Below are 11,243 nucleotides of genomic sequence, written 5' to 3' on the forward strand. Positions count from 1 at the left end.
AATGGCGAGATTGCGGTCGGATGGTTATGCGTCTCCACCTTCATCAGGATATGCGTCAATTCTTCCGAGGCTGCATACACATTGCCGGCAGCTGCACCGCGCGGGTAGAAACGCGACACCGTGGCACCCTCGATCACCGATGAATTGTCGCTGTAGGCAACGACGGTGCCGCGTGGCGCCAATTGATGCGTATTCTTGATCATCGCAAAGAGCGATTTATCCTGCTTCTCGCCGTCTATGGTCCAGTCGGCGTTGAATATCTTGTGGCGGCAATGTTCGCTGTTGGCTTGCGCGAACATCATCAATTCGACATCGGTAGGATTGCGTTTGGCTGTTGTAAATGCTGCGAGCAGGTAATCGATTTCATCATCGGACAATGCCAGGCCAAGTTCCGTGTTGGCTTGCACCAGCGCGTTCTTGCCGCCCTGCGCGATATCGATGAATGCCAGTGGTTTAGGATCCAGTTCGCCAAACAGGCCGGCCGCCTGGTCGGCGCTGCGCAAGACCATTTCAGTCATGCGATCATGCAGCAAGGCTTGCACTGCTGCGATGCCATCGTCGGACAGTTTCTTCGCGCCGCCGAGCAAACCAGATTTCAGGTGCACCACATACAGGATGCCGCGTTCTATACGGTGTATGTCTGCCATGCCGCAGTTATGCGCAATGTCGGTCGCCTTGCTGGCCCAGGGTGAAATCGTGCCGAAACGCGGGATCACGACAAATTCATCGCCTTCCAGCTTGCCGGCAAACGGTTCACCATATGTCAGCAAGCCATCCAGTCGCTTGACATCATCCGGCGCAAGCGCCGCGGAGGAATCGACAAAATGCAGAAAGCGTCCAGTCACACCGACGATTGCAGCATCGATTTCCTGAAGCTGGGACAAGAGACGTTCGGTACGAAAGGCGGAAAGAGCGTTGGAACCTGGCAAAATCAGCATGGCGAGAAGGTAGTTGATGCAGAAAAGCAGATGTATCCGGCTGCCGTCCTGCGAGTTAAATCGAAAGCGTGATTATACAGGGACCCACGGCAATGACCGTCGAAACAGCCGAGATTCATCGCCTGAAAATGCAATAAAGGGGCACATTTTCATGCCCCCCTTTATCTTGTGCTGCCGCTGACTGCTATTGCCTGCTCAATTCCACCTGCCGCCGCGCCCGCCCAGGCTGAACCGCCCTGCTCCGAGCAAGACCAGCGCCAGCGCCGTGACCAGGAACATGCCCTGCAACTCCAGCGCCCAGCCGCCAGTATTGGCCAGGCTCAAAAGCTGTTTTCCATGCACAAGGAAAATGGCAAAAGCCATGTTGCCGGCAATGATCAGCGCTGCCAGGCGCGACCAGATGCCGACGATCAGCAGGATAGGTGCGATTACTTCCCCCAGATAAACCAGGTAGCCCAGTGCCGCCGGCAACCCGGCATCTACCGTTACACCGATGATGTAAGCCGGTCCGGCCATGATTTTTGCAATGCCGTGCAACAGTATCAATATCCCCAGCACTAAGCGCAAAAGCAATTTTCCGAGATCGTCAGCATTTTGCATATTGTTCATCCTTGATTAATTAGTTAGTCAGATGGATCGCAAGCCTCACAGGCATGGTGCCATAGTGATAATACGCCGGCTGCCGGCAATATGAAAATACCGGATGCCGCCCTTATTCGCCCAGCAGCTCGGCCACCACTTGCCAGCCATCGATATATTCAGAGATCACCTTGACGATCACGATGATCGGGATGCCGAGCAGCATGCCCCATACACCCCATAACCAGGTCCAGAACAGCAGCGATACGAATACCGCCACGGTATTCATTTTGGCGATTTTTCCTGTCATCCATGTGGTCACGAAGGTACCGACTACGGTGGCAATCAGCATCGTGGCGCCGCCAACCGCCAATACCGATGACAGGGTTTCAAACTGCATGAAGGCAGTCATGCCAGTAGCTGCCACGATCAGCAGCGGCCCAAAGTAGGGAATGATATGCAAAAAGCCCGCCGCCACCGCCCAGGCGCCGGCATTCTCCAGGCCTATCCAGCGCAAGGCTATCCACATCAGCAAACCGAACAGCACATTGGTGATCAACAGCATCAGCATGTAATTCTGGACCGAGGTATTGATCGCATCGAGTATGTGCACGGTAATCTTGCGGGATGACAGCGAGTGGCCGCTGATTTTCACCAGCTTGCGCTTGAACATGTCGCCCGACAGCAAAAAGAAAAACACCAGGAAAATCACCATCAGTGCCTGACTCAGGAAGCCGACCGCGCCCATCGATCCCGCCCATAACCATTGGCTCACATTGAACACCGATTGCTCTGCCGCCGCCGGCTTGGCTGCCGGCCTGGTCCCGGTAGCCTGGTTGGTTGCCTTTTCAATTTCTGTGGCAGCGGTTTGCATTTGCTGGATCGTGCTGGTCTGGTCTTTTTGCAGGTGTCTCAGCGAACGGGAGAGTTTTTGCGTCGCCGTCGGCAAACTGACCAGTATCGAATTGAATTCATCGCGCAGATTGTTTACTGTCCACAAGGCGCTGCATAAAATGGCTGCAATGACAAACGCCGAGCCAAACAGGCGGGGAATGCGTATCCGCTCCAGCCAGACCACCAGCGGGTTCAATGTGTAGGCTATGAAGATGCCGAACACCAGCGGGATAAAGAATTTATGTGCCGCAGCAAGCGCGAAGACGAAAGCCACCGTGGCCAGTATAGTCAGCGCAACGCCGCGCGCATTGACCGGGATGTGAAACCGGGGCGGTTCTGCTCCATCCAGCCCGACATGGGCCGCCTTCAGTTCGGCCGGGACCGGCAAGCCCTCTGCTTTATTGGCATCAACATTTTTATTGGTCATTTTTTTCTTGAAGATGAATGCGATCAGATAGCCGACGGGATGACAATGCAAGCGATTGTCCCATAGGCTTTTTGATTAAGCATCGTAATTTCAACATTGAGCCACATCAACACGCGTATGTGCGACAACGTACAGATAGCGCCCTGGCCTGACGCTACCCTGTCCGGGAAGCTGACTATAGGCAAACTTCATGTTCTACTGCCTGCATGCATCACGCTTCAGGCTTTTCAGCGCAAGACTTTGGAACAAGAAGAAGACAGGCTGAAATTGCCGTGGCGAGCATTCCATCATTAACTTAAAACCCGAAAGGACATTGCCATGCTCTATACCCTTGCAGTCGTACTCGTTATCCTGTGGCTCGTCGGTCTGGTCAGTTCCTATACCATCGGCGGCTTCATACATATATTGCTGGTGATCGCGATTGTGATCATCCTGCTGCGTATCATCAGCGGTCGCAAGCCCCTGTAATACCTTGCTGGAATCCAGCCAGATCCCTGCATCAGGTATCTGCAAAAGGCCACGCCACTTCGGCGCGGCCTTTTTTATTATCGAATACACATCGTCAATCCGGCAAGTATGGCCAGGCATGCCGGCATAAGCTGCGGCAAACAGCGAATAGCCCGACTTCTGTATCGTTTTCCTGCAACTTATTGGCGATACACCCACCTTCTACTGGCGCATATACACATCGGCTTGGTAACATTGCGGGCTAATTTCCGGAAGGGTAGAAGTAATGCAAGTAGCAGTCGTTGGTGCGGGTGTCATTGGGGTCTGTACTGCCTATTTCCTGGCCGAAGCCGGACATGAAGTCATCGTGATCGAGCGCCGCAACAATGTCGCGGAAGAAGCCAGTTATGGCGACTCCGGCATTCTTGCTCCAGCCAGCATCGCACCGTGGGCAGCGCCCGGCATGCATAAAGCCTTTCTATCCTGCCTGCTGAAATCAGAATCTCCACTGCTGTTCAACCGCATGCTCGATCCTGCACTGTGGGGCTGGATGCGGCGCTGGTTGAAGGAATGCGATGTCAATCGCTACCAGCTCAATCGCGCAAGGATGCACCGGATTGCCGCCTACAGCGATCAAATCATGCGGCAACTGCGCGAACAGCATCAACTCGATTATGAGCAGGCTCCCGGCTACCTGCAGTTATTCCGCTCGGAACGCGATCTGCAACTGGCGCAACCTGCTTTCGATTTTCTTGCCGCGCACGGCATAGCGCACGAAGTGCTGGATGCGTCCGGCGCGCGCGCGATAGAACCTGCACTCAATAGCCATACAGCGCTGGCCGGCAGCCTGCACTTGCCAGCAGATGAATCCGGCAATTGCGCGCTGTTTACGCGCCAGATACGCCAGCTCGCACAAAAGATGGGGGTTGAATTTCATTTTGCCAGCAACGTCAAATCGATACGCCAGTCAGACCAAGGCGTCGAGATCCGGCTGGACGCGCGCAATTTTACGGTGGACCAGGTAGTGCTTGCCAGCGGCGCCGACAGCGCCAAACTGCTCGCACCGCTGGGCCTGCATCTGCCGACCTGTGCGGTAAAGAGCTATGCCGCCACTGCCACCCTGCGCAATTTTGAATCTGCACCAATAGCCGCGGTAATGGATGAATCCTACAAGGTTGCCATCACGCGCATGGGCAAGCGCATACGCGTCGCCGGCATCGCAGAATTAGGCTCGCGCACGACGGAGCTGCGCCAGGCGGCATTGAACACCCTGCTCAAGGTTGCATCAGACTGGTTCCCGGATGCGTGCAACTACAACACGGCCTCGTTCTGGTCTGGCAGCAGCCTGATGCTGCCAGACGGCGCGCCGCTCATAGGCGCCACTCCGGTCAGGAATGTCCTGGTCAACATCGGCCATGGATCCACCGGCTGGGCGATGGCAGCAGGCTCGGGCAAGGTGCTGGCGGATATAGTCTCGGACCGCAGCCCTGATATCGACCTCGAAGGATTGACGCCCTTACGGTTAGACTGATTACAGCGGCGCAGATTGGACTAAAATCAGATGGTCCCGCGATTGCCTCTGCGATTGCCCTGCTTTTGCACATTTTTTGAGCGCGCCTTGCCATGACACTCAGCAGCCATACTCTCTATACAGTTGCAGACATACGGGCGATCGAGCAAGCTGCGGTCGCCACGCTTCCTGCCTACACCCTGATGCAACGTGCAGGAACAGCGGCCGCCGGTTGTGCCCGCATACTGCTGGCCGGACAACATGCAGATGCCGCGATACTGGTACTCGCCGGCCCCGGCAACAATGGCGGCGACGCGCTGGAAGCGGCGAGCCAGCTGGCACAGGCCGGCCTGAAGGTAGCCGTCCTCTTGAGCGGCGAGCCGGCAAAACTGCCCGCCGACGCGCAACAGGCACTGCAGCATGCGCAAGCCAGTCCCGCAAAGTTCATAGATGCGAGCAGCATATACACCACTGACTGGGCGCTGGTCATCGATGGCATGTTCGGCATCGGCTTGCTGCGTGCCATCACCGGCGACATATCCAGCCTGGTCGCAACTATCAATGCCCTGCACTGCCCGGTATTGTCGCTCGATGTACCGAGCGGCCTGGATGCCGACACCGGCACGATAGTAGGCGGCTCTGCCGGCTGCGCGATCCGCGCCACGCAGACTGTGACCTTCATCGGCAACAAAGCGGGATTGCATACCTGCGACGGCCGCGACTGCGCCGGCGAAGTTCGCGTCGTCGATCTGGATATAGCGCCACAACTGTACTCGCCATCACACCGGCAGCTCAACCATGTCAGCCTGTTTTCAGCTGCATTGCACGCACGGCGGCACAATACGCACAAGGGAAGTTTTGGCGATGTGAGCGTGCTAGGCGGTGCACCAGGCATGGTCGGCGCCGCCGTGCTGGCAGCCCGCACGGCAGCCAAATGCGGTGCCGGCCGCGTATTCGTGGCGACCATAGGCAAGCGCATCGATTACGATAGTGCGCAACCGGAATTGATGTGCCGTCTGGCGGACGACATTGATTTCGCACACACGACGACCGTGGCAGGACCGGGCTTGGGTAATTCGCGCGAGGCGCACGACTTTCTCGCCAGGGCGCTCGCCGCACATGCGCCGCTGGTGCTGGATGCAGATGCCTTGAATCTCATTGCTGTTGAAGCGGGCCTGCAACAAAAACTGGCCGCGCGCAAATCAGCCACGCTGTTGACCCCGCATCCACTGGAGGCAGCACGTCTGCTCGGTATCTCCGCGCAACGGGTGCAGGCAGACCGCCTGGCGGCAGCGCAAGCCCTCGCGACAAAATTCAATGCCGTAACAATACTCAAGGGTTCGGGTAGCGTCATCGCGGCACCCTGCGGCGATCTCGTCATCAACAGCACCGGCAACCCGGCGCTGGCAACTGCCGGCTCGGGCGATGTGCTGTCAGGCTTGTGCGGCGCCTTGCTGGCGCAGAGTTGGCCAGTGTGGGAAGCTGCGCTGGCCGCAGTCTGGCTGCATGGCCAGGCAGCGGACAATCTGGTACAGCGCGGCATCGGCCCTATCGGCGTCACGGCGAGTGAATTGATCCCTGAAATCCGCGCCGCCTTGAATCAATTGACGCAACAGCAAGGCCATTAAACCAGCCGGCCAGCCGCAATCGTGATGGTCCGCTTGCACAGCGCCGCGATCGAAGGATCGTGGGTGACCAGCACCAGAGTCGATTTGCGTTCCTGATTCAATTCAAACATCAATTGTATGACCGAGGCCCCGGTTGCAGCATCCAGGCTGCCGGTAGGCTCATCGGCAAACAGCAGGGGCGGCTCGCTGACGAATGCGCGTGCCAGCGCCACGCGCTGCTGCTCGCCGCCGGACAGGTATTTGGGATAATGCTTGAGGCGGCTGGACAGACCTACGCGCGCCAGCATCGCCTCCGCCTTTTCCCTTGCCTGGCCATCGTTGCGCAACTCCAGCGGCAGCATGACATTTTCCACTGCATTCAAATGTCCGAGCAATTGAAACGACTGGAACACAAAACCCAGTTTTTCCTTGCGCAAGCGCGCACGGCCATCTTCATCCAGCGCAAAGATATCGACATTATCCAGCTTGACCGTACCCTCGGTCGGCGTATCCAGCCCGGCCAGCAAACCAAGCAGGGTCGACTTGCCGGAACCGGAGGCGCCAACGATGGCAAGCGTGTCACCCGCTTGCACGGTAAAATTGACCGCTTGCAGAATGGTGAGTTCACCAGTCGCATCAGCCACCCGTTTAGTCAGATTGATCGCTTCAATTGCGGGATACAAAGTAGAGGATTCAGGCATGCGGATTGATTTCAGGTTTTCGTATCAGGTGGGAAAAATACTGCGGGCGACACTGCCAGCGCTCATCCTGAGCATGCTGACCTTGCACACAATGAGCGCTTATTCTGCATCAAAAACCATACTCGTGCTTGGCGACAGCCTGTCTGCGGAATATGGCCTGGCGCGCGGCGAAGGCTGGGTCAGCCTGCTGCAAAAGAAAATGGCTGCAGAAAAAAACACTGTGCCTGTCATCAATGCCAGCATCAGCGGAGAAACCACCAGCGGCGGCAAGGCACGACTGCCTGCACTTCTGCTCAAGCATCAACCTGCCGTGGTAATCATAGAGCTGGGGGCAAATGATGCGCTGCGCGGCTTGTCGCTCGCCGCCACGCAGGAAAATCTGCGCACGATGATCAAGGATGCAAAAAAATCCCAGGCTCAGGTCCTGCTGATCGGCATGCAAATCCCGCCTAATTATGGTGCGGATTACACCAGACAGTTCTCTGCATTATTTCCCAAACTGGCGAAGGAAACGAAGTCCTCGCTGGTACCATTCATGCTGCGCGGCGTCGCCGACAAAATAGAATTTTTTCAGGCAGACCGCATACACCCGGCCGCCGCCGCACACCCGACCATACTCAACAATATCTGGCCGCAACTCAAGCCCTTACTCGTGAAGTGAATGGATGAAATATCCTGCCCTGCTCTCTTTTGCCGAATTGCTGCCCACACTGGAGCAGTTCGATGCAATCATCGATGTGCGCAGCCCATCCGAATTTGCACTCGATCATATCCCGGGCGCAATCAACTGCCCGGTGCTCGATGATGAGCAAAGGCAGCGGATAGGCACGATGTACAAGCAAGTCGGTGCATTCGAAGCAAAGAAAATCGGTGCCGCGCTGGTCGCACACAATATTGCACACCATATCGAAACGCAATTCATCGACAAGCCGCACGCATGGAAGCCCCTGCTTTACTGCTGGCGCGGCGGCAATCGCAGCGGCGCCATGGCACTCATACTGGCGCGCATAGGCTGGCCGGCGATACAACTGGATGGCGGCTACAAGGAATATCGCCGCCATGTGAATGCAGAATTGCTCACTCTGCCTGCCCTCTTTAGCTTCAAGGTGGTTTGCGGCCCGACTGGCAGCGGCAAAAGCCGCTTGCTGCAAATCCTTGCAGAGCATGGCGCACAGGTTCTGGATCTGGAAAAACTGGCGGCGCATCGCGGCTCGGTACTCGGCAGCCTGCCCACCGAAGCACAACCTTCGCAAAAGAAGTTTGAAAGCGATATCTGGCACACGCTGCGCAGCTTCGACCCGGCCCGCGTGGTATACATCGAATCGGAAAGCAAGAAAGTCGGCAACCTGCGCGTTCCCGACGCCTTGATCGACAATATGCGCAGCTCGGCCTGCATAGACCTGCAGCTTGCCCACGAAGATAGAGTGAAATTACTGATGCAGGATTATGAACACTTCATCAGCGACCCTGATTTGTTGAATGCCCAGCTGGCCTGCCTGGTCCAGCTGCATGGCAAGGAAAAAATCGCTCACTGGCAAGCGCTGGCATCGACGCATGAAATGGAAAAACTGGTCGGCGAATTGCTGGAAGATCATTACGATCCGGCATACAGCAAATCGATAGATCGCAATTTTGTGCATGTGAAGGATGCGCAAAAAATCTGCCTGTCCGATATTTCAGAAGTAGCGTTTGCGCATGCGGCCAGTCAAATCATCGCTACGGCAAGCTCAAGCAGTTGATCATGCTTGCCGCAAACCGGGAATAAAAAAAGCCGCTATAGTCAGCGGCTTTTTTACAGATGCATGGCGATGCAAACGAGTGATTATTCGACAGCCCCGGATTTGGCCTCGACCGGCTTAAGGATTTTCACCTTGGCTTTTTGCTTCAACGCTTCGATATAGGCAAATGTTTCCTGCTGCGCCAGCGCAGCATTGATCTGTTGCCGCTCGGCCTGACGCTTGGCGCTATCGACAGCGGTCGGTTGAAGCACACGCAATACGCGCAACACGCTGTAACCCTGGCCTGGCAAATCGACGCCTGCATACGCCGGCAACTTGCTGGTATCGGCCTTCATCACTGCCAGGAATACGGCAGGATTCAAGCCCTGGCTCTTGGCGCGTGAAACGGTTTGCGTCGCCAAGAAACCGGCTGCATCATCCTTCGTTTTCAATGCCGCCAGTTTTGCTTCACCGGCTTTTTTGGCGAGTGCGGCGGCTTCTACCTGCACCACTTGCGCCTGCACCAGGGCTTTGACTTCAGCGTAAGGACGTTTGCTGGCAGCCTTGTATTCCACCACGCGACCGGCAATCAGGGTATTCGGCGCGACTTCGACCGCTTCGGTATTGCGCTTGTTTTTCAATGACTCTTCTGAAAACAGCGCCGTCAGGAATTTCTGATTGTTGAATGGCGCGGTTGGCGCCACAGCCGGATTCGCCTGACGCGACAGATTGCCGGTCGTTTCGATTTTCAGCTTCAGTTTGTCGGCAACTGCTTTCAGGCTGTCTGCCTGTTCATATACCGTATTGCTGAACACATCTGCAGTCTCGGTATATTTTTTCGTCACCAGCTGTTTTCTGATTGCGCTGGCGATCTCGCCCTTGACTTCATCCAGCGCCTTCACAGCTGCCGGCTTGATTGCCGTGAGCTTGATGATGTGAAAGCCGTAATCGGATTGCACCAGGTCGCTCAACTCGCCTTGCTTCAACTTGAAGGCGGCATCTTCAAATGGCTTGACCATCATGCCCTTGCCAAAAAAGTCCAGGTCGCCACCGCGCTCGGCAGAACCCGTGTCAGCCGAATTTTCCTTGGCCAGCTTGGCGAATTCCTGCGGATTCTTGCGCAGGCTGGCCAGCAGTTGCTCGGCTTTTGCCTTGGCAGCAGCCTTGTCTGCATCGGATGCATCCTTGTTTACGCCGATCAGGATGTGACTAGCGCGACGCTGCTCTTCGGCACCATATTGCTTGGTATTTTGTTCGTAATAGGATTTGATATCCGCATCGCTGACATTGATCTGTGCTGCCAGTGCATCGGCAGTCAAGACTACATATTCGGCTTTGACCTGTTCCGGTACGTCGAACTGGCTGCTCTTCTCATAATACGATTTGAGCATTTCATCGCTGAGCTTGACTTGCGCAACGTAATCGGACGCCTTGAACAACAGCTGCTGCACTTCACGTTCCTGCTCGCCCAGCTCGGACAGGCGCTTGGCGAGCGTATCTGGCGCAAAGGAAGTGGTTTGAATTGCAGCATTGACCTGCTGCATCGTCAAATCCTGGCGCAGACGGCTTTCATACATGGCCGGCGTCATTCCTTGTGCAGCCAGAATGGCCTTGTAACGCTCGACATCGAACTGACCGTCGGCCGTCTTCAATCCACCCAGGTTAATGATGGTTTGCTGCAGGGTTTGATCGGATACGGAAAGCTTGTTGCGTTTGGCTTCGGCAGCCAGCACGCGTTGCGCGATCAGGTTGTTCAGGATTTCCTGCTTCGCTTCCGGCGTATCAAACATCTTGGCATCGAACTGCTCGCCGAACATTTGACGGAAACGCTCCATCTGGTCGCGCTGAGCCGCGTCCCATTCCGGTTGCGTAATGGCCTGGCCATCTACTTTCGCCACGGTATTGGATGCGTCACCCATGCGGGTATAACTTTCCAGTCCAACGAAGGCGAAGGAAGGCAGGATAATCAACAGCAGCAAAAACTGCATCAGGCGACGGTGAGTGCGAATAAAATCAAACATGGCTAACCAATCCCAGATAGAACACGATCAATACGTCGGATATGAAAAAAGGCGAACTCTCGTTCGCCTTTTTATTTTTTGGCGGAGTGGACGGGACTCGAACCCGCGACCCCCGGCGTGACAGGCCGGTATTCTAACCAGCTGAACTACCACTCCTAAACTACTTGATGATTATTTGCGAGTTTGACTGATGGTGGGTGCTGACGGGGTCGAACCGCCGACCTACGCCTTGTAAGGGCGCCGCTCTACCAACTGAGCTAAGCACCCAAATCCACTTAGTCAGCCAATTTTTCGATGCTTGTCACCACACCAAAAAAGCTAGTTTACAGCATCCTTTAAACCTTTGCCAGCTTTAAATTTAGGAACTTTAGCAGCCTTGATTTTGATTGATTCCCCGGTGC

Annotated in this window: 10 protein-coding genes, 2 tRNA genes and 1 pseudogene; 5 read left to right on the forward strand and 8 right to left on the reverse strand. The window is 55.7% G+C overall.

The window, feature by feature from the left end:
• From Q7T06_RS12660 to Q7T06_RS12670, 3 genes and pseudogenes are all read right to left on the reverse strand, one after another.
• Positions 1–938 (reverse strand): annotated as a pseudogene (locus Q7T06_RS12660) (phosphoribosylformylglycinamidine synthase); the annotation flags it as partial.
• Positions 939–1,133: 195 nt separating this feature from the next.
• Positions 1,134–1,547 (reverse strand): DoxX family protein, encoded by a 414-nt coding sequence (locus Q7T06_RS12665; RefSeq protein WP_304785164.1) that lies wholly within the window; start codon positions 1,545–1,547, stop codon positions 1,134–1,136.
• A gap of 103 nt (positions 1,548–1,650) precedes the next feature.
• The gene (locus Q7T06_RS12670; protein ID WP_304785165.1) at positions 1,651–2,838 is read right to left on the reverse strand and encodes an AI-2E family transporter; all 1,188 of its coding nucleotides are present in this window, start codon (positions 2,836–2,838) and stop codon (positions 1,651–1,653) included.
• Between the two features lie 318 nt (positions 2,839–3,156).
• Here Q7T06_RS12670 and Q7T06_RS12675 point away from each other — a divergent pair, with 318 nt between their 5' ends.
• The 3 genes from Q7T06_RS12675 to Q7T06_RS12685 all read left to right on the forward strand — a co-directional run bounded on the left by Q7T06_RS12675 (position 3,157) and on the right by Q7T06_RS12685 (position 6,423).
• Positions 3,157–3,306: a lmo0937 family membrane protein gene (locus tag Q7T06_RS12675; protein WP_304785166.1), complete on the forward strand. Its 150-nt coding sequence runs from the start codon at positions 3,157–3,159 to the stop codon at positions 3,304–3,306.
• A gap of 265 nt (positions 3,307–3,571) precedes the next feature.
• On the forward strand, positions 3,572–4,816 hold the full coding sequence (locus Q7T06_RS12680) for a D-amino acid dehydrogenase (protein WP_304785167.1): 1,245 nt from the start codon (positions 3,572–3,574) through the stop codon (positions 4,814–4,816).
• A 92-nt stretch (positions 4,817–4,908) separates the two neighbouring features.
• Positions 4,909–6,423, forward strand: coding sequence for an NAD(P)H-hydrate dehydratase (locus Q7T06_RS12685; protein WP_304785168.1), 1,515 nt, complete (start codon positions 4,909–4,911; stop codon positions 6,421–6,423).
• On the opposite strand, the gene Q7T06_RS12690 is transcribed toward Q7T06_RS12685, so the two are convergent.
• A complete protein-coding gene (locus Q7T06_RS12690; RefSeq protein WP_304785169.1) occupies positions 6,420–7,103 on the reverse strand; it encodes an ABC transporter ATP-binding protein in 684 nt (227 codons plus the stop codon). The two genes, Q7T06_RS12685 and Q7T06_RS12690, sit on opposite strands and share 4 nt — an antisense overlap.
• A gap of 91 nt (positions 7,104–7,194) precedes the next feature.
• On the opposite strand from Q7T06_RS12690, the gene Q7T06_RS12695 reads away from it, so the two are divergent.
• Entirely contained in the window at positions 7,195–7,764 is a 570-nt protein-coding gene (locus Q7T06_RS12695) for an arylesterase (protein ID WP_370652388.1), read from the forward strand.
• 4 nt (positions 7,765–7,768) lie between these two features.
• Complete coding sequence (gene mnmH, locus Q7T06_RS12700) at positions 7,769–8,842, forward strand: tRNA 2-selenouridine(34) synthase MnmH (protein WP_304785170.1); 1,074 nt, start codon at positions 7,769–7,771, stop codon at positions 8,840–8,842.
• Between the two features lie 83 nt (positions 8,843–8,925).
• Here the strand turns inward: mnmH and Q7T06_RS12705 are convergent, their stop codons facing one another.
• From Q7T06_RS12705 to Q7T06_RS12720, 4 genes are all read right to left on the reverse strand, one after another.
• Complete coding sequence (locus tag Q7T06_RS12705; protein WP_304785171.1) at positions 8,926–10,842, reverse strand: SurA N-terminal domain-containing protein; 1,917 nt, start codon at positions 10,840–10,842, stop codon at positions 8,926–8,928.
• A 79-nt stretch (positions 10,843–10,921) separates the two neighbouring features.
• A tRNA-Asp gene (locus Q7T06_RS12710) sits at positions 10,922–10,998 on the reverse strand.
• A gap of 35 nt (positions 10,999–11,033) precedes the next feature.
• Positions 11,034–11,109 (reverse strand) — tRNA-Val (locus Q7T06_RS12715).
• Positions 11,110–11,160: 51 nt separating this feature from the next.
• The coding region (locus Q7T06_RS12720) for an HU family DNA-binding protein (RefSeq protein ID WP_304785173.1) at positions 11,161–11,243 on the reverse strand (83 nt) is incomplete at its 5' end.

This window comes from Herminiimonas sp. (assembly GCF_030645555.1).
Taxonomy (GTDB): Bacteria; Pseudomonadota; Gammaproteobacteria; order Burkholderiales; family Burkholderiaceae_D; genus Oxalicibacterium.

Coding starts and splice junctions, on each gene's coding strand:
- Q7T06_RS12665 (WP_304785164.1), bottom strand. CDS start 1,547: ATGAACAATATGCAAAATGCTGACGATCTCGGAAAATTGCTTTTGCGC.
- Q7T06_RS12705 (WP_304785171.1), bottom strand. CDS start 10,842: ATGTTTGATTTTATTCGCACTCACCGTCGCCTGATGCAGTTTTTGCTG.
- Q7T06_RS12690 (WP_304785169.1), bottom strand. CDS start 7,103: ATGCCTGAATCCTCTACTTTGTATCCCGCAATTGAAGCGATCAATCTG.
- Q7T06_RS12685 (WP_304785168.1), top strand. CDS start 4,909: ATGACACTCAGCAGCCATACTCTCTATACAGTTGCAGACATACGGGCG.
- mnmH (WP_304785170.1), top strand. CDS start 7,769: ATGAAATATCCTGCCCTGCTCTCTTTTGCCGAATTGCTGCCCACACTG.
- Q7T06_RS12670 (WP_304785165.1), bottom strand. CDS start 2,838: ATGACCAATAAAAATGTTGATGCCAATAAAGCAGAGGGCTTGCCGGTC.
- Q7T06_RS12695 (WP_370652388.1), top strand. CDS start 7,195: ATGAGCGCTTATTCTGCATCAAAAACCATACTCGTGCTTGGCGACAGC.
- Q7T06_RS12675 (WP_304785166.1), top strand. CDS start 3,157: ATGCTCTATACCCTTGCAGTCGTACTCGTTATCCTGTGGCTCGTCGGT.
- Q7T06_RS12680 (WP_304785167.1), top strand. CDS start 3,572: ATGCAAGTAGCAGTCGTTGGTGCGGGTGTCATTGGGGTCTGTACTGCC.